The following is a 22,743-nucleotide window of genomic DNA, read 5'->3' as shown; positions in this document are numbered from 1 at the left end:
AGAATCTGTATTTGAAAGATTGCAAAAGGATTGCAATTGTCACCGTTTTGGCATTACACAGTCCAGTGACATGGATGATGATGAGAAAGTATCAACTTTCCATATACGCATAATTTTTGACATAATGTGTGTGGGCAAAAGGTGTTTATGTGGTTCTTAATGGAGGAATGGGATGAATTGTTCAAGGTTTCGCACACAAATATCACTTTTGATGATTATCCCTTGTGTGATTTTTTCTATTGGAATCACATGGGTTTCCTACAGTTATCTGATTCAGTTTTTTCGAAGCACGCAGGAGGATTCATTGCAGAAACTGACCGAGCAAGTGATGTTTTCATTAACTAATTCAACCGACAGTATAAATGAGCTTCTTGTCAACATTAAAAGCAATGGTATCGTAAACGATGATATAAGTAACCTTGATAATGTAATCAGCATTATTTTCCACAACAGGAGCACATGCATCAAAGGCATTGTGTTTATTGGAAAGGACGGAAAAGAGATTGGCTATCCCATAACTTACTGGCATTTTGGAGAGCAAGAAAAAAACATAATTCGGGAACTGTTAGAAAAAAATTCAAAGGGCATATCCTGGAGTGAGAAATTTTATTCCAATATTGACACCAGCAATGACATTTATCAGCCTCTTTGCCTTACTGTCATGCCCATATACCATAATCATGAATATATCGGCGCGTTGAGTATTGTCATCGGCCTAACGGAGTTTTTATCTAGCACATCCATCTATAATGGAAACTATGAGATTACCACCTACTTGTATGAAAAAAACGGAAAACTTGCTGACAATTACAAATACAAAGATGCTGGGTACTATTACTTGACTCCTATCGCTTCTGCACCTGAAGAAATGCAGGATTTGGATTCGGCGATTAGATATCTGGAAAAAAACGACATGTGCTACTCGTATGCAAGTATGAAGACAAATCCCTACTGGTCCATTATTATAGTAGCAGATATATATAAGCTTCAGTCAAAATTCCAACCATTTAATTTAAAAATTATTGCAGTCATCATAGTCGGCTTTTTAGGTTTACTGTTAATTTATATTGTTTTCATCCATGAATGGTTTACTGTTCCCATGAATAATCTGAGTAAGGGAATCCGCCATGTCAGCGGAGGGGATTTTGACTATCGTATCAAGGTGGAAAGAAAGGATGAGTTCGGAGAAGTTGCCATGCAGTTCAATCATATGTCTGAAATGGTAAAGGAGTTGATTGAACAGGTTAAAACCATCAGCAAACAGAAATCGGAATCGGATATGAATGTTCTGCTGTCTCAAATAAGGCCTCATTTTTTGTACAATACGCTGGACGTAATTAACATGATGGTGGATTCAAGCCCAAGGGAAAAGGTACACGAAGCGCTCAGCAAGCTTGTCAAGCTGCTTCGTTATGGTCTTAGCAAAAACCTGCTTCAGAATCTGGATGATGAACTGGATTATACCTGTAATTACATAGAATTGTTAAAAATACGGTATGGTGAAATCCTTGACTATTCTATCGAAAAAGGGAAAGATACAGGGAATGTAGCTATCTTAAAACTTTTACTGCAACCCCTTGTGGAAAATGCCGTTTTTCATGGCCTGCTTCCTTTAGAAAAGCGGAAAGGCCATCTTTTGATCAGAACCTGGATGGAAAATAGGAGACTTTCAATTTTGGTTTCTGACAACGGCGTAGGCATCAGTAGTGAAAAAATAGAATCAATTTTATCCGGTGACAGCCGTGATAATAAAACCGGGGGAATAGGTATCGCTAATGTTCGAGACAGGATTTTTCTATATTACGGGAAGGAGTCAGAATTTACTTTAAAAAGTGAGGTTGGAAAAGGAACCGACATTCTGATTCGTTTGCCAGTCTAGATAGAAAATGCAGCATTAAGGGAGGGATTTAGTTTCGATGACAAAGAAAAAGAAAATTCTCATTGTGGATGATGAACCGTTTTCAAGGAACCGGCTCCTGTCTTTTTCATTAAAGGATTGCAATTATGAAATTATCGGGGAAGCGATAAACGGAAAAGATGCACTGGAAAAGATTGAAATGCTAAAGCCGGATATTATTGTGGCCGACATTGTCATGCCGGTCATGGATGGGCTTCAGTTGCTTGCGCAAGTGCAGAAAATGCCTAATCCACCTAAGGTGGTAATGCTTACTTGTTATGATGATTTTGATAAAGCGCAGTCAGCTCTTCGTCTTGGCGCGCAGGACTATGTTATTAAAATAATGCTGCAGGAATCGGATTTTATTAAAACGATGGACCGTGTGGCAAAATCCATCGATCAGGAAAGGCTGTTGATGCGCCAGAACCTGAGAAGCATTATAGGAAATATTTTTCACGCCGGCTCAGAGGTTTATATAGCACAGAGCATTAAACAACTACAGTATTATGGCACTTTTATTTCCTCATTTAGGCTGGGGTTATTTTGTTATAGAAAAATGCGTTCATTGGAGTTGTCAGAGAAGTTTCTTGCCGCTGAAAATTGGTCTGAAGACGAATGCATAAAATGTATCGTCCCGGAAATAGATGTTGACAAGGTTTGCGTTATGCTGTATTCAGACAAAAGATGCGATTTTGATTTTGAAGAAAGAAGTGAAAAGCTTTTAAGAAATATTTACGACAGACTTGCACAGCAAGATGAATTCAGTTGCCTGGAATTTCAAATGATTTTAGGCAAAACAGGAAGAGACCTATTTAATCTTCCGCAATATTACCAGTCTCTTCAGTTTTGCAAACAACATTTGTTTTATTTTTCAGGTCATAGCGGAATTTTGAGTGAAGAGAAGCTTTCCTGGGAGTTTCACAGTTTTCCCGTTGCCGAATTCCAGTCCTGCATTAACAAGCTGCATGAATTAACTTGTGGCGGGCAAGGGGAAGATGCAGCTGAAATCCTGTCTCAATGGTTTATTGACGTTACCCAGAAATACCGTCCTGTACCGGAAGAAATTGTCATTTTACTGCAGGTTCTGACTCATTCTATTCCACCTGCATGTCAGGTGATGCTCACAGACGGTTCTTCTCAAAACCTACAGCAGTGGATTGTGAATCACATCGAAAAAATGGAGAATGTTTACGATCTGGAAATGATTATAGATCAGATAAGAGAAAGTATAATAGCTTATTCTGATGTTATTGCTCCCGGTATGCGAGATGAAATAAAAAAAGCTTTGGAATATATCAACCAAAACTATAATAAGAAGATCAGCATTCAATCTGTGGCAAATCACGTAAAGCTTAGTGTAAGCTGGTTCGGAGCTTTGTTCAAGAGAGAAGTCAACCAGCCTTTCAGCGACTATCTGACCAAGGTTCGGATAGATAAGGCAAAAGAGCTTCTTTCCCAAACTGACCTGAGAGTCAATGAGATTTCTGAGAATGTTGGTATCAGTGATCCACACTATTTTTCCAGGATATTTACCAAGCTGGTGGGTCAGAATCCTGCAGATTTCAGAAAAAAGAAAGCCTATTACCGGAAAAAGCTGTCTGTATTACCGTAAAAGAATCATGACCTTATGTCCATACGGTAAATTAAAGAAGCTTCACGAATATTTCCGACATAGAAAAGAGGTATTTTCAATTGATAAAACAGCAGCGGCTTATTGTCATTTCCATGGATGCCATGGTTAGTGAAGATCTTGAATATCTTAAATCATTGGATAGCTTTCGTCCGTTTTTCAGGGAAGGCTCCGTTATAAGTAAAATGCGCTCCATTTATCCTACGCTTACCTATCCGGCGCATGTCAGCATTATGACAGGTAACTACCCAAACCGCCATGGAGTAATCAACAACGAGGTGTTTGAACCTGGTAAGAAGCATTTGTCGTGGAACTGGTTCGGTGATGTTATAAAATCCCCTACGATTTTTGAATATGCAAAAAATGCAGGGCTGAAAACTGCTTCTGTCTTCTGGCCGGTTACTGGTAACATGAAGTGCATTGACTACCTTATCAATGAATACTGGACTCAGTTTCCAGGTGATACTCCTGAGGATGCTTTCAGACGCTCAGGTTCTTCAGAAGATGTTGTAAGAGAAATTGTCTTGCCAAATCTAGGTATGCTGGAGGAACGAAAGCACCCGCAAGCAGATGAATTTATTGTTTCGTGTGCATGCTGCATAATAAAGAAGTTTAAGCCCCATCTTTTAATGATACATCCGGCTCACATTGACTCTTTCCGACATGATACAGGACTGTTCTCCGATAAGGTTTTTGAGGGGTTTCGCATAGCAGATAAATGGCTGGGGCAGATTATTGAAGCTACCAGAGAAGCAGGGATTATTGATGAAACTAATTTTGTTGTGCTCAGCGATCATGGCCAGCTTGAAATACGCCGTTTTGTCCATCCCAATGTATTGTTCTTAAGAAAAGGATGGATTAAAACAGATGAAAATGGAAATCTGGCAGACTGGAAGGTTTATTCTCAATCAGCCAGTCTTTCTGCACATGTTTATCTGAAAAATCCCTCTGATACTGTTCTATCAAAAGAGGTGGAGGAGTATCTTCATTTTCTGTGTGACGAAAGGGTTTACGGATTCGAAAGAGTTTTTACCAGGGAAGAAATTAACGAGAAGGAATTTCTGGACGGAGGCTTTTCTTTTGTTTTGGAGACCGATGGGTATACTGCATTTGGAAACAGTTGGACATCTCCTTACGTAATTCCTTGTGACCCTGGTAATTACAGGTTTTACCACGGAGCTCATGGGCATCTTCCTGATAAAGGTCCTCAACCTCCCTTTATGGGAATAGGACCTGGATTTAAAAAGAAGGTTTTTTTGGAACAAGGGCAGCTTGTGGATGAAGCCCCGACTTTTGCCAAAATGCTGGGAGTATCCATGCCAGATACCGATGGTAAGCCGATGATGGAAATACTCATATAAAAGTTTTTCTCTAATAGGTATGGTGTAACAAAGAAACTTTATTTTGCTGAATTCTAGATGAAAGCTATGATTCTGTTTCAAAAAACTTCATTTCGTGGGAAATTTATAATAGGTATATGGAAGTGAGTAAAGTTGAATATGATAGAGGAAAAGGATTTATTTAACATTAATATAGAAGACTTGCCGGGGCTGTCATTTAACTGCAGTTGCGGAAAAAAGCATTCAGTTGATATTGAAAAACTGGTGGTAAGAACCAACATACTGGATGAATTGGTTAAAGCTCTGGAGCCATTTAAGAAAGGAAAGTTGTTTGTAGTGTCTGACAGCAACACATATAGGGTGCTTGGAAACAGAGTTGTAAACAGGCTACAAGAAAAAGGCTTTAATTATAAGTCATTTATGTTTGAAGTTGGTGAGAACGATCTCATACCGGATATGAATTTAGTGGGAAGACTGCTGATTGAGCTTGATAATGATGTCTCAATCATACTTGCAGTGGGTTCCGGTGTGTTAAATGACTTGTCCAGAATAGTTGCCTTCAGAACCAAAATACCTTTTGCGATTACTGGTACGGCTCCTTCAATGGATGGATATGCATCTGTTGGCTCGCCTTTGGTTGTAGGAAATAAAAAGATTACATTCCAAGCGAAATATCCCTATGCAATATTTGCTGATACATCTGTTATGAAAGACGCTCCAATGGAAATGATCAAGGCAGGATATGGGGATATTCTTGGAAAACTCACCGCAAAAGCTGACTGGCAGCTAGCAAGGATAATGGCGAAAGAGTATTACTGTGAAACAACGGCCAAGCTTGTTCAAAATGCCGTCGATAAATGCATAAACAGTACTGATGGGCTGACATGCAGGGACGAGGCAGCTATTGGCAGCTTAATAGAAGCTTTGATATTGACAGGAATTTCGATGGGCTTGGTGGGAATTTCCAGACCTGCATCGGGAACCGAGCATCAATTGGCACATTATTGGGAAATCAAGGCAATTGAAAGGGGTATGAAACATCCTCTACACGGAAATGCAGTAGGAACTGCGACGCTTATAACCGCAATACTGTATGAAATGATTGCAGATAAGCTTCCACAGGGTATAGAGTACCCTTCTTCATCTTATGTTAGGAGATTGCTGGAAAAAGTCGGGGCAAAGACAAATCCCAGGGAGTTAGGCATTGATCGGGAGATGTTTATGGATGGTATGTTGAATGCCATGTACATGAGGGATAAATACACAATACTTCGTTTTTGTGATGAGCAAGGGAAACTAAAGAAATTTGCTGCAACACTGGCAGACAGGTTTTATGGGCATGATGGCTTATGACAAATAACTTAGAGGCTCTCAGGTCTAAAAAACTTTTTGTACTGGATATGGATGGTACTTTTTATCTGGGGGATAAGCTTATTGACGGTTCCCTGGATTTCATAGAAAAACTGAAAGCTAAAAACAGGGGTTTCCTGTTTTTTACCAATAACTCTTCAAAAAACAGCAAGTTTTATAAAAAAAAGCTTGCAAACATGGGCTGTTTCGTAGAAGAGCAAACTATAGTAACCTCCGGTGATGTTACGATAAAGTACCTTAAAGAGAATTATCCTGATGCAGGAGTTTATCTGGTGGGAACAGAAATGCTTGTGGAAAGCTTCAAGAGCAATGGCATCAGATTAACTGAAAATAATCCTGATATTGTAGTGTTCGGGTTTGATACGACCCTGACTTATGAAAAAGTATCAAAGGCATGCACTTATATAAGAAATGGGGCATTGTTCCTTGCTACGCATATAGACTATAATTGCCCGACGGAGAATGGCTTTATACCTGACTGTGGATCGATGTGCGCAATGGTCGAATCATCCACCGGAAAGAAACCGAAATTTCTCGGAAAACCCTTTAGGGAAACGGTGGATATGATCAAATTGATTACGGGCATGGGAGATGACGAACTGGCATTTGTTGGCGACAGGCTCTATACGGATATAGCAGTAGGAGTAAGAAACGGAATCACAGGAATACTTGTTCTCACCGGTGAAACCAGAATTGAAGATGTGGAAAAATCAGATGTAAAACCTGATTATATTTTTGATTCCCTTTCAGCGTTGGGCAGGGTGCTTTAATTTGTGGTCTAAGAACGGTATTGCTCTTACCCTGGGAAGAGCAGTTCAGGATGTATTTTTTAGTGAGTTTAGCTGCAGTGGTATTTTTTTAAAACTCTTATGCAAGAGCTTTAGAAGGATACTGGCTCGTGATTTATTCCCCTTAAGTATTTCCACCTGTGGAAATCTGGTACATAACCTTCTTTTGAACTGGAGTTTCATCTGAAAGAAAAAATGTTTGGAAAAAGTTCATTACCGGGAACTTATTGCCGCATAATCTGGCAAAGCTTTGCCAAAAGGAGAAAGAAGAAAAATACTTTATCTTTAAGAGCATTTCGTACATGTCTACAGCAGCCTTGAACATTCCATAGTCTTAGGTTATGGTCCCGGTAATATGAATTTGTTTTTGAAAGAGGATATACTACCGGAAGAAATGAAACTCTTCTTTAAATATCTATGCGAGCTTATAGGTGACACAATGATGATAGGTTTCTATAGAGACGGCACATTTTCAATTCCGGATGGCAATGCCATGTACGATTTTGTCTATGCATTGCTGATGATCCGAATGAAATAAAGGCTAGAGCTGAAGATATAGCACAGGCAGCCATCATAAAAATAAGGTGTGTCGGGGAAATGGTGTGGATTGCCTGTTCCTATGCTCAAATTATTGCTACAACTCCAGCTTTCCTTTCATTGGCTGTGCTTGAAGAACTTGGATAGCCGTGTCTTTATAATATAGCAGATGAAGCAAAAAAGGAGGGGCTTTTTACCATTAAGCATACCGTTTGAATATCATGCCGATGCTAAACCAACTAGTAGAATGCATACTTCACGCCTTACATTCATTGGACTCGATGACCGGTGTAGAAATAAGTGAAGTAAAGCGCTTGGTAGGAGACAAGGTATGTCTGTGTGGAAATGTGAGTTACGCAGCTCTTCAGACAGGGACGGATGAAGATGTGACTACCAGTGCTGAAATACTGCCTTATTTACGATAAACCCGAGGAAGGGCATGTATTCTGTACCAGCAATGTACCTTTCAAAGGAATGGATCCTGGCAGATACAGGCTTATATTGGATGTATGGAGGTGTATGAGGTATTATTAACAAGCGCAATAAATGATTATTATATAATTATATAGAATAAGTGACGATATGCATGACAATTTATTATGCGGAAGTTATGATAAAGTATGGCTAAATATCGCGTATTTAGGCTAAACCTAAAACAGTATGGATAAAAATTATTCCAGCAAACCCGGAACTTATGATTAGCAATTATTAATGCCAAGGGTAAGTTTGTAAATCCAGATTTGACCTTAGATTTATAAAGGAGTGTTTGAAGATGCTGAAAGTTAAAAAACTAAGATGCGAGTATAGGGAAAACCCTATGGGTATAGATGTGGCAGCTCCCAGACTTTCATGGCAGCTGATTGCGGATGGACGGAGTGTAATGCAGAAAGCTTATCGAATTCAGGTGTCAAAAGATGATGATTCTTTTAAAAATATAGTTTGGGACACCGGCATAGTCAGTTCAGATAAATCGGTACATGTAGAGTATGCAGGGGACGCCTTGGAGTCCAGAACCCGCTACTATTATCGTGTAAAGGCTTGGGATAATAAAGGCAATGTTTCTGACTGGAGTGATGCAGGTTTCTGGGAGATGGGCATGCTGGGCACAGACGAGTGGGCTGCCGAATGGATTACACCTGCAGATGTAAATTTACAGGCATCGAAAGTATCTCCCCTGCTTAGGAAAGAATTCAACATTACTGAAAAGGTAAAAACTGCCAGAGTTTATGTGACTTCTTTGGGTCTCTATGAACTCTATATAAACGGCATCCGGGTAAGCGACCACCTCTTTACCCCAGGTTGGACAAGCTACAACAAAAGGCTTCAATATCAGACTTATGATGTCACCCATCTGCTGGAAGACGGTGTCAATGCAATCGGGGCTGTGCTGGGCAATGGTTGGTATAAAGGGGAACTGGGCTGGAAAGGAAACTCAAAAATATATGGGGATAAGCTTGCTCTATTGTTGCAAATGCATATAACTTATGAAGACGGTAAAGAGAGTATGGTAATTTCCGATAATAGCTGGAAAGCATCTACAAGCCCTATACTTATGTCAGAGATCTACCATGGAGAAACTTATGATGCTCGCATGGAAAAGTACGATTGGAACACGGCAGATTATGATGACAGTGACTGGAACGGAGTAATGGTCCTTGACAAAACGAAAAAAAATCTAGTGGCACAGGAAAGTGTACCGGTAAGAGTAATTCAGAATATAAAACCTGTTGGATTAATCAAGACGCCAAAGGGAGAGATTGTAATTGACTTTGGTCAGAATATGGTAGGCCGGGTGTCTTTTGTTGTAGAAGGCCCAGCAGGCTCGGAAGTAGTGCTTCAGCATGCAGAGGTGCTTGATAAAGACGGCAATTTTTATACTGATAACCTAAGGCATGCAAAGCAGACCGTCAGGTATATTTTGAAAGGTAATGGAAAAGAATGTTATGAGCCCCATTTTACATTTCAAGGCTTTAGATATGTAAAAGTAGTAAGTTATCCTGGCGAGATTCTTCCGGAAAATTTTACAGGACGGGTTATTCATTCAGATATGGAGGTAACGGGAAACTTTACCTGCTCTGATGAAATGGTAAATCAATTGCAGCATAATATTTTCTGGGGACAGAAAGGGAATTTTCTTGATGTGCCCACTGATTGTCCCCAGAGAGATGAAAGGCTCGGTTGGACCGGAGATGCCCAAGTGTTTATTCGTACTGCCTGCTTTAATATGAATGTGGCTCCATTTTTTACTAAGTGGCTGAGAGATCTTGCCGCAGATCAGTCTGAAGAAAAAGGAGTGCCACATGTGATACCTCATGTTTTGGGTGATAACAGTTACTCATCTTCTGCATGGGGAGATGCTGCCACCATATGCCCATGGACAATATACATATGTTACGGGGATAAAAGAATACTTGAGGAGCAGTATGCAAGCATGAAGCAGTGGGTGGAATATATAAGAAGACAGGGAGATAATGAATATCTCTGGAATACCGGCATTCATTATGGCGACTGGCTGGGTCTTGACAGTAAGGAGGGCAGCTATGTAGGAGCTACTCCGACAGATCTTATTGCAACGGCATTTTATGCCAATTCTGCTGATATTCTAGCCAAGACGGCTAAAATACTCGGAAAGCTGGCAGATGCATCAGAATATGAAGAACTTCACAAAAAAATTGTAGATAATTTCAGAAAAGAGTTTGTTACTCCCAACGGAAGGCTTGCTTCATCAACACAGTCGGCTCACGTACTGGCTCTCATGTTTAATCTTGTGGATGACCGGGACAGGAACCGGGTTACCAACAATCTGGTTAAGCTTCTTGAGCAAAACAATTATCACCTGACTACAGGTTTTATAGGCACTCCATACCTGTGCCATGTCTTAAGCCAAAACGGGTACAATGATATAGCTTATAAGCTGCTCCTGAATACTGATTACCCATCATGGCTTTATCAGATTACAAAAGGGGCTACCACCATTTGGGAGCACTGGGATGGTATAAAGGAAGACGGATCTTTCTGGAGCAGTGATATGAATTCTTTTAACCATTATGCTTATGGGTCCATAGGGGATTGGCTGTATAGAACTGTAGCTGGAATAAATACCGACGAGGAGAGGACCGGGTACAAACATATATTCATAACTCCAAAGCCGGGACCAGGACTTTCCTTTGCCAGAGCACAGATTGAATCCATGTACGGTATTATACTATCCTCATGGAAAAAGGATGGAGACAAAATGCAAGTGTATGTAAGTATACCGGCAAATACAACTGCTGTGGTTATTCTGCCTTTTGCAGACATAAAGGATGTTAAAGAAGGCGGCAGAAAACTGGAAGAGGCCGAGGGCATTTTCAGGTATGAAAAGACAGCGGATGGAGTAAAGGTTGGGATTGGATCGGGAGATTATACATTCAGTTATGGGGTTTCATGTTAGAAAATTTATTAATTGTATTTTTAAACACAAAAGTACGTTTAATTTTCATTACTGTCATTAAGGAAAAAATTGAGACACTGACATCGGATGACCGAGTAAATGTCTTAATTGTTGATGATTCCCTGTATGAAAGGGGTAGGAGCAAGGAAGTTGAACTGCTTGCACGTGTGAAGGACTATACGGACGGTAAATATAAAAAGGGTTTTGGGATGCTTACCTTTGGCTGATTCGACGGCAATAGCTTCTGTCCGTTGTCATTCACTCACTTAAGCTCTGATGACCGTAAAACCGGTATTGCGAGCAAATGGAAAACCCGGACAAAAGGACCGTCGGCTATAGGAATAGGACCAACGTTACCCGAAAATCCACAGATGTAATGATTGACATGTTAAAACAGGCTCTCACCTATGCGGATTCAGCCAGGTACGTCCTTTTTGACAGTTGGTTTTGCTTTCCCGGAATTCTTCTCAAGATTAAGGGATTAGGCTTACATACCATTGCCATGATGAAGTCTATGAAAACTGTAAAATACAACTACCAGGGCAAGACGTCTTAATCTAAACAGCTGTATGCTGCCGTCCGTAAAAAACGTGGCAAAGCTAAAATCCTGGCCTCCGTCATTGTGGGTATCAGCAAAGATGAGAAGGGCAATGAAGTATCTGACAAGGTTGTATTTGTTCGTGGCCGAAATCGGCGTAGCCAGTGACTTGCTTTAATCTCTACAGATACTGAACTTGCTAATGAAGAAATCATCCGCATCTACGGAAAATGCTGGGATATTGAGGTTTTCTTCAAAATGTACAAAACATACCTGAAGCTTCAGAAAGAGTTCCAGGGTCACTCCTACGATTGCATGGTGATTCACACGGCTATTGTGTTTTTAAGGTACTTCATGCTGGCTCTGGAAAGCTGCAACAACAAGGATCTGCTTACTTAGGGCGAACTATTCTATGTTTGCTGCGATGAACTTCATGATATCAAGTTCATTGAGGTATTGCAGCTTATCATAAACTTGCTCAAATCTGTTCTGGCAGAGATATTATCACTTATCAAACAACAGATCGATGAGCTTTTGAACACTTTATTGTTTCCTTGCCTACTTATTTCAAGGAAAAGCTGGCAAATTTACAGTGGGAAACTTGAGTTATATATAAATTGTACAGATAGCGGACTAACACGATTTGGTGCACGTTATCGCTTAGGTTGCCTGCGAAAGAAAGCCACTCAAGCAGCTCCACCACTCGCTAAAAAGAACATAACTTCTCATGCATTCCAGCATACAGCCGCACTCAGGATGCTACAGTCTGGCGTTGACATCTCGGCAATAGCCATTTGGTTTGGTCACGAGAGTATTCTTACAACACATAAATATATGGAAGCAAATATGGGAATGAAGAGTAAAACATTTAAAAAAATAAGTGAGCCAGGTTAATCCAACTACCATTTTATTCCTAATAATTCTATCTTGGCGTTTCTTGACTTACTTTGACACATAATTACACTTATGTACTCAAGAACATAAGTATAAGAACTAGCTTTTTTCTGACACACCAAATTGTGCTAGGATCACTGCAGTGCATTATAGTCTAGTTGTTACAGCAATGGAAAACGGTATGAATCCGTTTGAATATTTGTCATGGATTTTACACACGCTCTAACCTTGGGAAACCGGACTATGTATCCGCGAAAGAAGATTTTTTGTCAGGTAGTGGAAAACGCCACAGAAAGTGTATATACCGAAGACAAAAGAACAGAGCCTGAAAAAATGCCTAGGAGGAAGACTAATGAAATCTAAGAATCACATAGCATTTATGATTGATTTCATTTCGGATTTCGTAAACTGTGAAATAGACCATTATTTTTTTGATTTGGACTATTCTTTCTATGTAATAGAGAATTTTCCCTACATGGAGCTTGGGAACAGTAAATTAGCGGACACCAAAATCTTCAATACTCTTGATGAATGGCTGGGCAAAAGTAGTCTGACATTATTTATACTAGAAGCCTGTCTCGTTTGATGCTTATATTCATTCGATATGCTTGATATAGCATCTCCTGCGCTTGTGCTGCCTTGTTTCATAATACTTCCATAGGCCTTGAACGTCTGCGTTATCCTCAAGCTCCGGGCCGGTTTCTGCATATTTTAGCCCGTTGGCAGAGGCGCTCTCGTTAATTTCCGCTAGTAGGAGAGAATTCACTCCCCTGCCTTTAAGCTCAGGCTTTACGGCCACAAGCAAAAGGTCAAGCCTGTCATTCTTGTGTAGGGCTTTCAGGATATGATAGAATCCGAAAGGCAAAAGCTTTCCCTTTGCCTTCTGGAAAGCAGCAGCCAAAGCTGGAATGGCTATTCCAAAAGCAACCAGCTGAGAATTTTCATCAACTATTACTCTGACATAATCTGGATTTATGAAGCTCAAATATTGCTTTGTATAAGCCTTTACCTGCTTGTCCGTCAAGGGAACAACACCATAGAGATGCTCGTATGCCTCGTCCAGAAGTTTAAAGACTTCATCGGCATAGCCAAGAAGTTCTTTTGTCGATTTAAATCTGAGGACCCTGAGATTCAGACGCTTTAATACATAGTCATTGATCTTTTTTATCTTTTCGGGGATTGCGTCCGGCACCTTTATTTCATATTCAACCCAGTCCACATCTTTCCTGTAGCCGTGTTTCTCCATATGAGCCATATAATAGGGATGGTTGTACAAAGTGATCATCATCGACTTTTCATCAAAGCCTTGTATGAGCATGCCTTGCTTGTCCAGATCGCAAAAGCCCAAAGGACCATGTACTCCGTTCAGGCCTTTTTCTTTCGCCCATGCTTCAACGGTGCTCAAAAGAGCACGGGAGACTTCTTCATCATCTATAAAATCCAACCATCCGAATCGGGCATATTTATTGCCCCATTTTTCGATATATTTGTGATTTATAATTCCTGCAATGCGTCCGGCAGGTTTTCCGTCCTTGAAGGCTATCCAGCACCGGGCTTCACAGTACTCAAAAGCCGGGTTTTTATCGCTCCTGAGGGTGTTCATTTCATCAAGTATCAAAGGCGGTACCCAGTTGGGATTTCGGGCGTATAACATATTGGGAAAACAAATGAATTTTTTAAGATCTTGCCGAGTTTTTACTTCCTTTATCTCTACCATAAGTAAAACACCCCCGGTTTAATGTGTAATCATAGAACAGCATTTTGAACACATAGACAGAAAGAACCCGGATACAAGCTTTTTCCGGCTTAATGTGAAAAAATGCGACAAGATATAAACCCGTTACACTCATCCACACACATGCATTTTAACCAGATCTTTAACTTAAGTATATAACGAAATTGTAGAATTGAAAACTATGAATTTAGTGGTAAAATTAACTCACAATATTTTTGCCAAAAAGATTAAATTACCTATTGCTTTATTCCCGGGTTGTGTGTTAAAATATATTGGTGTCATCGGGGTGTGGCTCAGATGGTAGAGCGCGACGTTCGGGACGTTGAGGCCGCTGGTTCAAGTCCAGTCACTCCGACCAATATTAATAATGTGTAGACCACCTGCATAAGGTGGTCTTTCGCTTATATGGATTAGAATTCTCTTAACTGTCTATGATATTACATTTTATATAAAATTCCCAGCAAAGGAGTGTTGCTTGTGAACAAACCAATAATAGGCATACCAATCGGCGATCCGGCAGGAATAGGCCCGGAAATTGTATTGAAGGCCCTTAACAACAAGTGGATATACGATATATGCAAACCACTGGTGGTGGGTGATATCGGCGTGCTTCAAAGAATTGGCGGGATAATCGGGTCAGAGCTTGAGCTATACAGGATAGATGACCCTGAACAGGGCAAATATTGCTATGGATCGGTGGATGTTATTTCCCTGGGAAACATAGATGCAGAAGCTTTGGAATTCGGCAAGGTTCAGGCCGCGGCAGGAAAGGCGGCTTTTGAGTACATAGTAAAGGCTGCTGAGCTGGCAAACTCAGGAAAAATAACTGCTATTGCTACCACTCCGATAAATAAAGAAGCAATAAAAGCTGCCGGAGTGAATTTCATAGGGCATACGGAAATGCTGGCGGAGCTTGCCAATACAAAAGACCCCCTTACCATGTTCCAGGTAAACAATTTAAGGGTCTTTTTTCTGTCCCGGCATGTATCATTGAGAAAGGCCTGTGATATGGTGACTGCTGACAGGATCATAGATTATGTCCTGCGTTGTGATGAAGCATTAAGGAGGCTTGGGCTTAACGAAAGAAGGATAGCAATAGCCGGGCTGAATCCCCACAGCGGAGAGCACGGCATGTTTGGCGATGAAGAGGTCAGGGAAATTGAGCCGGCAGTGAACAAGCTCAGGGAAAAAGGCATTGATGTTACCGGGCCTGTATCGGCGGATTCGGTATTCTACCTGGCCTTAAAAGGAAAGTATGATGCTGTTTTGTCCCTTTATCACGATCAGGGGCACATAGCCACCAAGACCTTGGATTTTGAAAGGACGATTTCCCTTACCATAGGCATGCCTTTCTTAAGGACATCGGTGGATCATGGCACTGCCTTTGATATTGCAGGCCGAGGCATAGCCAGCTCAGTGAGCATGGAGGAAGCCATCCGGCTGGCTGCTGAGTATGGCCCGGGATATCACAAGAGTTAATGATGGCCTGTTATTTTTATTGCTAAAAAAGTTCTAATTGGGTAATATATTGTAATAGATGACCATTGTGGGACAGCGGTAGACTGCCGGACAAGGCGTTGCTGTCCCCATGAAGGTTTTTCAAAAAGTGTGCATGAATGGTAGTTACAGCTATAGAGCAATAACCAATACCCCTACATGGAGGATATGATGAGTTTTAAGATAAATGACGAGATACTGCAAAGTGTGGAAAAGCCAACGAGATACATAGGAAATGAGCTAAACAGCGTTCATAAGGATTTGAATAAGGTAAAAATCAGGTATGCTTTCTGCTTTCCGGATACATACGAAATAGGCATGTCCCATCTGGGCATGAAGATACTTTACCATCTGCTGAATGAGAGGGAGGATACCTATTGTGAAAGGGTGTTTGCACCCTGGACCGATATGGAGGCAAAGATGAGGGAAAACAATATTCCTCTTTTTGCCTTAGAAACCCATGATCCTATAAAGAATTTTGACTTTATCGGCTTCACCCTGCAGTATGAAATGAGCTATACCAATATTCTGAACATGCTGGACCTCGCGGGAATTCCGCTGCACAGCAAGGATAGGACGAAGGACGATCCTTTTGTGTGTGCCGGAGGACCTTGTGCATATAACCCGGAGCCCCTGGCGGATTTTTTTGACTTTTTCGTGCTGGGTGAGGGAGAGGAAATAATCAATGAAATATTGGATGAATACAATATCTGGAGGGAAGAGAAGGCATCCCGGGAGGAGTTTCTTTCCAGGATAGCGCATATACAGGGTGTCTATGTGCCTGAATTTTATTCTGTGGACTATAATGAGGACGGAACCATCGCAGGCATAAGTCCGAAAAATAAGGAATATCCTGCAAAAATCAGAAAGAGGATCATCAAGGATGTGGACACTGTATATTTTCCTGATAAGATAATAGTCCCCTTTACCGACATTGTTCATAACAGGATAATGCTGGAGCTCTTCCGGGGCTGCATAAGGGGCTGCAGATTCTGCCAGGCAGGATTTGTATACCGTCCGGTGAGGGAAAAATCGCCCCAAACCCTTCTGGAACAGGCAAGAAGGCTGGAGAACAGCACCGGGTATGACGAGATTTCCTTAGCTTCGCTGAGCACCAGCGATTACACCGGTTTTGCTCCTTTGACCGAAGGCCTTATAAAGGAAATGGAGGAAAAGAGGATAAATCTCTCCCTGCCTTCCCTGAGGATAGATTCTTTCTCCTTGGATCTCATGGAAAAGGCTCAAAAGGTAAGAAAGAGCGGGCTGACCTTTGCTCCCGAAGCCGGGACGCAGCGCCTTCGGGATGTGATCAACAAAGGGGTAACGAAGGAAGATCTTCTAAATTCCGTAACGCTGGCCTTTAATGGCGGATGGAGCGGTGTCAAGCTGTATTTCATGCTGGGTTTGCCCTCAGAAACTCTTGAAGATGTGGCAGGTATAGCTGATTTGGGCAGCAAGGTAGTGAGCGCATATATGAGCGTGCCGAAGGAAAAGCGCGGCAAAGGCTTGAACGTCACCATAAGCACTTCATCCTTTGTTCCAAAGCCCTTTACACCTTTTCAGTGGGAACCCCAGGATACAATAGAGACATTGCGGGAAAAGCAAAGGTATCTGAAAAGCTGCATCAAGAGCAAATACATTACCTACAACTGGCACGACCCGGAACTGAGTTTCCTGGAAGCGATTTTTGCACGGGGAGACAGACGCCTGGGCAGGCTGCTGGAAACAGCCTGGAGAAAAGGGTGCAAATTTGACAGCTGGGGAGAGCATTTCAAATTCCAAAGCTGGATGGAAGCCATGGAAGAATGCGGCATAGACCCGTATTTCTATGCCAACAGGAAGAGAGAACTGGATGAGGTTTTGCCATGGGACCACATTGATATCGGAGTGTCCAAAAAGTTTCTAATGCGGGAAAACGAGAAGGCACACCGGGGAGAGGTGACGCCAAACTGCAGAGCTAACTGCTCGGGTTGTGGAGCCACTGCCTTTGGAGGAGGTATTTGCATTGAATAGCATACGAGTGAGGTTTGTGCGGGGTGAGGAAGTGAAGTTCATATCCCATCTCGACCTGATGAAAGTGTTTGACAGGGCTATAAGACGCGCGGGTATCCCAATAGTATATTCGGAAGGCTTCAACCCCCATCCTCATATGGTGTTTGGCCTGCCCTTGTCTGTGGGAGTTACCAGTCAGGCTGAATATGCTGATTTCGATCTGGAAGATGGATTTTCTCCCGATGAGTTTATGAAGAAGCTGAACAGCAGCCTTCCGCCGGGATTTAAGGTGATGGAGGCCAAAATCATAAGTAAAAAGTCCAATATAATGGCGTCCATCAAAGCTGCTTCTTACAGCATCCTGTTTGCAGTGGCTAAAAACATGGATGATGAAGCTTTGGCTCAAAAGCTGGCAGAATTCATGCAGGAAGATGCTATAGTTGTGGAAAAGGAAGGTAAGAAAGGTAAAAAGGCCATAGACATAAAGCCTATGATCATCCGGTTGGAATTGAAGAAGCCCGGAGATGAAAGGGAAGGATGCCGAAACGCCAACAAGGATTCTAAAAGCGCATGTTCGGATATGAAATACATGGATCCGGATGTATGGCTGGAGGAATATGTAGAAAGCCTTTACAGAGCTGATGTGCTGCCTCCAAGCTATGAAAGAGAGAGCATCCGGCGTATTGATGCACTGCTGAGTGCCGGCAGCATGGCCAACCTGAAACCGGAGCTTCTGATGGAAACTTTTGGAAGATACATCGGACAGGAACTAAAAATTGTCAAGATCCACAGGACAGGTTTGTTTGTCGAGAAGGAGGGTAAGCTGCTGGAACCTCTCGATGGTAATGCTTTGTAAAAATTAGGAGGCAGTAGTGTGTTAAGCGAAATAATTGTTGACGTTGGAATTGAGGAAACAAGGGTAGCTTTGCTGGAAGATAATGAGCTTGTGGAATTATACATTGAAAGGCCATATCCTCAAAGGCTTGTGGGGAACATCTACAGAGGTAAGGTGAAGAGCGTTCTTCCGGGTATGCAGGCCGCTTTTGTTGACATAGGATATGAGAAAAACGCATTCTTATATGTCGGAGATGCGATACCCCAAAGGGAATATTCCGAGGAAGATGATGAGGAATACGAGGTATCCAGGGAGCATAATATCGACGAGATATTGAAGCCGGGGCAGGAGATAACCGTTCAGGTGATAAAGGAACCTATAGGGACAAAAGGGCCTCGGGTGACAACCAATATCACTCTACCGGGAAGAAACCTCGTACTTATGCCAAAGGCTGACTATATAGGAGTTTCGAGGCGCATTGAGAGTGACGCTGAGAGAAGCAAGTTAAAAGCGATGGCGGAGGAAGTAAAACCAAAGGGGATGGGGCTCATAGTAAGGACAGCCTCAGAGGGAAAGACTGCCGGCGATTTTAAAAATGACATAAACTTCTTGACAAAGCTATGGGATACCATCCACCAGAAGGAGAGGAGCGGTCCCGTACCCAGGTGCCTTCACAGGGATTTTAACCTGATACACAGATCCGTAAGGGACTTGTTTTCATGGAACATTGACAAATTTATCATAAACAACCGGAAAGAGTATGAAAAGGTGCTGGACCTTGTCGATATGATTTCTCCTTCGTTAAAAACAAGGGTGGAGTATTATAATAAAGATTATGATATTTTTGAATACTACAATATAGAGTCAAAGATAACCAGGGCCCTGGCGCGGAAAGTTTGGCTGAAGTGCGGGGGTTATCTGGTTATAGACCAGACGGAAGCCCTGACGGTCATAGATGTTAATACGGGCAAGTATATAGGCGGAAACAACCTTGAGGATACCGTGCTGAAAACAAATGTGGATGCCGCAAAAGAGATTGCAAAGCAACTGCGTTTGAGAGATATCGGTGGGATAATAATAATCGATTTTATTGACATGCACGAGCATGAGCACCAGAAAATGGTGTTGGACACTTTGAAGCGGGAGCTGAAAAAGGACAGGACGAAAACCATCGTTGTGGGAATGACAGGGCTTGGTCTGATTGAAATGACAAGAAAAAAGGTAAGGCAGGAGCTTTCTTCCGTGATGAAGGTGGATTGCTCATGCTGCGACGGTACAGGCAAGGTTCTTGCTCCTGAAGTGATAGCCCGCAAGGCGGAGAAGGAGCTGATCAGCTATCTTGGCAAAACTGCCTCAAAGACTGTAGCCGTTGAAGTTCATCCCTTCGTTGGATCGGTGCTGACCCGGGAGGGGGGGCAGATTATACCCGAGCTGGAGAAGGCTTTTGACAAAAAAATTGTCGTAAAACCGACCAATAATATAAAATATGAAGAAATAAAAATCCACGAGATTGACATTGATACTCTGGTATGTTAAAATAATGCGGTAGCCGCACGGCAAAGGCCAACAAATGTAATTTTCAATTGATAACCAACATCTGACGGATGTTCAGTATGAATGTTGTTTGCTTATGATGGTGTGTTATCAATCAGGATTACTGCCTTATGGGATTCCGGACTTTAATGAAGTCCGCTATCTTTCCGGCGAGACTGGATTGAGGAGGTGTGTAGAATGTACGCTATAATTGAAACCGGTGGAAAACAGTACAAGGTACAGGAAGGCGACGTATTATTTATAGAGAGGCTGGACGCTGAGGAGGGTTCCGTTGTCACATTCGACAAGGTTCTCGCAGTATCAAAGGAAGGTACCTTCAGCGTAGGAAATCCTGTGGTTGAAGGCGCAAGCGTAAGCGCAAAAGTACTTGGCCATGGCAAGGACAAAAAGATAATCGTCTTCAAATATAAGCCCAAGAAAAATTATAGAAAGAAACAGGGACATAGACAGCCCTACACCAAAATAAACATTGAAAAGATCAATGCTTAAGGGCTTATTAAAAAGGCAGTATCAAATGATTAATATTTCGATAGTAAGAGATAAAACAGGTTTTATTTGGGAGTTTACCGTCAAAGGCCATGCAGGCTTTGGCGAGTACGGGAGCGATATAGTATGTGCAGCAGTATCAGCAATAGCATATACTGCTCTCGGTGCCCTTGATGAGTTGACAGGTATAAGAAACTATACCGAACGGGATGGATATATAAAATGCAGCATACCTTCGGATACTCCGGAGGATGCCAGGAGTAAAGCAAGAATAATCCTGGAGGCTATGACAATAGGATTTAAACAGATAGAAAACGAGTATGGAAAGTATGTATCGGTAATGGATGAGGAGGTGTAATCCAATGATTAGAATAAATCTTCAGTTGTTTGCTCACAAAAAGGGAGTTGGAAGCTCCAGAAACGGTCGTGACAGCGAAGCTAAAAGACTTGGCGTCAAGAGAGCAGACGGTCAGTTTGTACTGGCTGGGAACATCCTGGTGAGACAGAGAGGAACAAAGATCCATCCGGGAGAGAATGTAGGAAAAGGTAGTGATGATACCCTCTTCGCATTGGTAGATGGAAAGGTTAAGTTCTCAAGATTGGGTAAGGACAGAAAACAGGTAAGCGTAATAAGTGTATAAAGGATAATCCCGGTTGATTCCGGGATTTATTTTTTATTACATAGTTGTACATAATAAAAATACCGGTGGTTAATGCGATGCCGGTATAAATAATATTTCCGGTAATGACCGGAACCGGTCATCAGTTGCTGATGGCTAATCGCTCGATGGAGGAGTATAAGATGTTTATAGATAGCGCAAGAATATACGTTGAGGCAGGAAACGGCGGAAACGGCGCGGTATCTTTCCACAGGGAGAAGTATATAGCAGCCGGTGGCCCGGACGGAGGCGACGGCGGAAAAGGCGGGGACGTCATATTTGTTGCCGACGAAGGGGTCAGGACGCTGGTTGACTTCAGGTACAAAAGAAAATATAAGGCAGAATCCGGACAAAACGGAGGCTCTTCCAATTGCACGGGGCGTAATGGAAGCGACCTTATAATAAAGGTTCCTGCAGGAACGATAATAAAGGATGAAGAAACCGGACGCATACTGGCAGATTTGGTAAAGCCCGGACAAAAGGCTGTGATTGCAAAAGGAGGCAAGGGAGGTAAAGGAAATCAGCATTTTGCCACTTCCACCCGGCAGGTGCCTAATTTTGCAAAAGCAGGGGATGCCGGAGAATCCCGTTGGATTATCCTGGAGCTTAAGCTGCTGGCGGATGTGGGACTGATTGGTTATCCCAATGTGGGAAAGTCGACTATTTTGTCGATGGTGACAGCAGCAAGACCAAAGATTGCTAACTACCACTTCACAACCTTGAATCCGAATCTGGGTGTCGTCAGTTTGGGAGAGGGAAACAGCTTTGTGATGGCTGATATTCCCGGGCTTATTGAAGGAGCCCATGAAGGCGTAGGCCTTGGAATCAATTTTTTAAAGCATGTGGAGAGGACCAAGCTCCTGTTGCACGTGATTGATATAGCTGCTGTTGAAGGACGGGACCCGGTACAGGACTTTGAGGTGATAAATGGAGAACTTAAGGAGTACAATCCGGCCTTGGCAGAAAAGCCACAGATTATTGCCCTTAATAAATCCGATATCACCGGAGCCGAAGAGAATGCAAAAAGGTTCATGGAAATAATCGGCAACAGAGGTTATAAAATTTTCACCATATCGGCAGCCACCAATAAAGGTTTAGATGAGCTTATGCGATATATATACGAAGTTTTGAAAGATCTGCCCGATGTTATCTTGACGGAAGATACTGATGATGAAATTGTGTATACTGCTAAAGAGGAAAAGCCTTTCGAAATACGCAAAGAAGGGGATGTATATATTGTTGAAGGCAATTGGGTGAGAAAGCTGGTAGGTTCAACGAATTTTGACAATTATGAATCCCTTCAGTATTTTCAACGGGCAATAAAAAGAAAAGGCATTGTCGATGAATTAGAAAAAATGGGCATTTCGGAAGGGGATACCGTCAAGATGTATGATCTGGAGTTTGATTATGTAAGATAGCATTGGATACTGTAAATAGTATCTAGACAAAGCTTTAATACCATTGTAAAATATAGATACATAAATAAATGAATATCGGAGGGGCAGTATTAGGATCTATGGAATGCTTAAACTGTGGCAACTGTAAAAGTGGAAGCAT

At 41.9% G+C, this 22,743-nt stretch carries 24 protein-coding genes and 1 tRNA gene; 24 read left to right on the top strand and 1 reads right to left on the bottom strand.

Features of this window, described 5'->3' with window-relative positions; translation table 11 throughout:
- The first annotated feature begins 304 nt into the window (after positions 1-304).
- The 15 genes from CDO33_RS15040 (at position 305) to CDO33_RS14990 (ending at position 13,014) form a co-directional block, all read left to right on the top strand.
- On the top strand, positions 305-1,879 hold the full coding sequence (locus CDO33_RS15040) for a sensor histidine kinase (protein WP_161496493.1): 1,575 nt from the start codon (positions 305-307) through the stop codon (positions 1,877-1,879).
- Between the two features lie 37 nt (positions 1,880-1,916).
- Complete coding sequence (locus CDO33_RS15035; RefSeq protein WP_103081337.1) at positions 1,917-3,509, top strand: response regulator transcription factor; 1,593 nt, start codon at positions 1,917-1,919, stop codon at positions 3,507-3,509.
- Positions 3,510-3,589: 80 nt separating this feature from the next.
- Entirely contained in the window at positions 3,590-4,888 is a 1,299-nt protein-coding gene (locus CDO33_RS15030; RefSeq protein ID WP_103081336.1) for an alkaline phosphatase family protein, read from the top strand.
- Positions 4,889-5,026: 138 nt separating this feature from the next.
- The gene (locus CDO33_RS15025; RefSeq protein WP_161496718.1) at positions 5,027-6,220 is read left to right on the top strand and encodes a sn-glycerol-1-phosphate dehydrogenase; all 1,194 of its coding nucleotides are present in this window, start codon (positions 5,027-5,029) and stop codon (positions 6,218-6,220) included.
- Positions 6,217-7,008 carry an HAD-IIA family hydrolase gene (locus CDO33_RS15020; protein ID WP_103081334.1) on the top strand — a complete coding sequence of 264 codons (792 nt, stop codon included), beginning with the start codon at positions 6,217-6,219 and terminating at the stop codon, positions 7,006-7,008. The genes CDO33_RS15025 and CDO33_RS15020 overlap by 4 nt, the downstream gene beginning before the upstream one ends.
- Before the next feature lies 1 nt (position 7,009).
- Positions 7,010-7,213 (top strand): hypothetical protein, encoded by a 204-nt coding sequence (locus CDO33_RS20620; protein ID WP_151898659.1) that lies wholly within the window; start codon positions 7,010-7,012, stop codon positions 7,211-7,213.
- A 180-nt stretch (positions 7,214-7,393) separates the two neighbouring features.
- A complete protein-coding gene (locus tag CDO33_RS20615; protein WP_161496717.1) occupies positions 7,394-7,564 on the top strand; it encodes a hypothetical protein in 171 nt (56 codons plus the stop codon).
- A gap of 280 nt (positions 7,565-7,844) precedes the next feature.
- The gene (locus CDO33_RS20930) at positions 7,845-7,988 is read left to right on the top strand and encodes a hypothetical protein (protein WP_161496716.1); all 144 of its coding nucleotides are present in this window, start codon (positions 7,845-7,847) and stop codon (positions 7,986-7,988) included.
- 347 nt (positions 7,989-8,335) lie between these two features.
- Positions 8,336-10,996, top strand: a complete 2,661-nt coding sequence (locus tag CDO33_RS15010) for a family 78 glycoside hydrolase catalytic domain (RefSeq protein WP_103081332.1) — start codon at positions 8,336-8,338, stop codon at positions 10,994-10,996.
- The gene (locus CDO33_RS15005; protein ID WP_103081331.1) at positions 10,990-11,223 is read left to right on the top strand and encodes a hypothetical protein; all 234 of its coding nucleotides are present in this window, start codon (positions 10,990-10,992) and stop codon (positions 11,221-11,223) included. The genes CDO33_RS15010 and CDO33_RS15005 overlap by 7 nt, the downstream gene beginning before the upstream one ends.
- A 77-nt stretch (positions 11,224-11,300) precedes the next feature.
- Positions 11,301-11,552 (top strand): transposase, encoded by a 252-nt coding sequence (locus tag CDO33_RS15000; protein WP_103081330.1) that lies wholly within the window; start codon positions 11,301-11,303, stop codon positions 11,550-11,552.
- Positions 11,553-11,586: 34 nt separating this feature from the next.
- A complete protein-coding gene (locus CDO33_RS21515; protein WP_274540209.1) occupies positions 11,587-11,712 on the top strand; it encodes a hypothetical protein in 126 nt (41 codons plus the stop codon).
- Positions 11,713-11,792: 80 nt separating this feature from the next.
- Positions 11,793-11,933: a hypothetical protein gene (locus CDO33_RS20925; RefSeq protein ID WP_161496492.1), complete on the top strand. Its 141-nt coding sequence runs from the start codon at positions 11,793-11,795 to the stop codon at positions 11,931-11,933.
- A 57-nt stretch (positions 11,934-11,990) separates the two neighbouring features.
- On the top strand, positions 11,991-12,428 hold the full coding sequence (locus tag CDO33_RS21345; RefSeq protein ID WP_161496491.1) for a tyrosine-type recombinase/integrase: 438 nt from the start codon (positions 11,991-11,993) through the stop codon (positions 12,426-12,428).
- A gap of 352 nt (positions 12,429-12,780) precedes the next feature.
- Positions 12,781-13,014: a hypothetical protein gene (locus CDO33_RS14990; protein WP_103081328.1), complete on the top strand. Its 234-nt coding sequence runs from the start codon at positions 12,781-12,783 to the stop codon at positions 13,012-13,014.
- Positions 13,015-13,023: 9 nt separating this feature from the next.
- On the opposite strand, the gene CDO33_RS14985 is transcribed toward CDO33_RS14990, so the two are convergent.
- The gene (locus CDO33_RS14985) at positions 13,024-14,145 is read right to left on the bottom strand and encodes a hypothetical protein (protein WP_103081327.1); all 1,122 of its coding nucleotides are present in this window, start codon (positions 14,143-14,145) and stop codon (positions 13,024-13,026) included.
- Positions 14,146-14,445: 300 nt separating this feature from the next.
- Here CDO33_RS14985 and CDO33_RS14980 point away from each other — a divergent pair.
- The 9 genes from CDO33_RS14980 to obgE all read left to right on the top strand — a co-directional run bounded on the left by CDO33_RS14980 (position 14,446) and on the right by obgE (position 22,604).
- Positions 14,446-14,521, top strand: a tRNA-Pro gene (locus tag CDO33_RS14980).
- Between the two features lie 113 nt (positions 14,522-14,634).
- Positions 14,635-15,642 carry a 4-hydroxythreonine-4-phosphate dehydrogenase PdxA gene (pdxA, locus tag CDO33_RS14975; RefSeq protein WP_170045784.1) on the top strand — a complete coding sequence of 336 codons (1,008 nt, stop codon included), beginning with the start codon at positions 14,635-14,637 and terminating at the stop codon, positions 15,640-15,642.
- 189 nt (positions 15,643-15,831) lie between these two features.
- Positions 15,832-17,673, top strand: coding sequence for a TIGR03960 family B12-binding radical SAM protein (locus CDO33_RS14970; RefSeq protein WP_103081325.1), 1,842 nt, complete (start codon positions 15,832-15,834; stop codon positions 17,671-17,673).
- The gene (locus tag CDO33_RS14965; RefSeq protein ID WP_161496490.1) at positions 17,666-18,508 is read left to right on the top strand and encodes a TIGR03936 family radical SAM-associated protein; all 843 of its coding nucleotides are present in this window, start codon (positions 17,666-17,668) and stop codon (positions 18,506-18,508) included. Before CDO33_RS14970 ends, CDO33_RS14965 begins: the two co-directional genes overlap by 8 nt.
- 18 nt (positions 18,509-18,526) lie before the next feature.
- The gene (locus tag CDO33_RS14960) at positions 18,527-20,023 is read left to right on the top strand and encodes an Rne/Rng family ribonuclease (RefSeq protein ID WP_103081323.1); all 1,497 of its coding nucleotides are present in this window, start codon (positions 18,527-18,529) and stop codon (positions 20,021-20,023) included.
- A 195-nt stretch (positions 20,024-20,218) separates the two neighbouring features.
- Entirely contained in the window at positions 20,219-20,530 is a 312-nt protein-coding gene (gene rplU, locus CDO33_RS14955; protein WP_103081322.1) for a 50S ribosomal protein L21, read from the top strand.
- Between the two features lie 25 nt (positions 20,531-20,555).
- Positions 20,556-20,885: a ribosomal-processing cysteine protease Prp gene (locus CDO33_RS14950; RefSeq protein ID WP_103081321.1), complete on the top strand. Its 330-nt coding sequence runs from the start codon at positions 20,556-20,558 to the stop codon at positions 20,883-20,885.
- Positions 20,886-20,889: 4 nt separating this feature from the next.
- A complete protein-coding gene (rpmA, locus tag CDO33_RS14945; RefSeq protein WP_103081320.1) occupies positions 20,890-21,168 on the top strand; it encodes a 50S ribosomal protein L27 in 279 nt (92 codons plus the stop codon).
- 161 nt (positions 21,169-21,329) lie between these two features.
- Positions 21,330-22,604, top strand: coding sequence for a GTPase ObgE (gene obgE / locus CDO33_RS14940; RefSeq protein ID WP_103081319.1), 1,275 nt, complete (start codon positions 21,330-21,332; stop codon positions 22,602-22,604).
- The last annotated feature ends 139 nt before the right edge of the window (positions 22,605-22,743 follow it).

Source organism: Clostridium thermosuccinogenes, assembly GCF_002896855.1.
GTDB lineage: Bacteria > Bacillota > Clostridia > Acetivibrionales > DSM-5807 > Pseudoclostridium > Pseudoclostridium thermosuccinogenes.
Note: the sequence above shows the minus strand (reverse complement) of the source record. Positions and strands in the feature narration are given on the sequence as shown.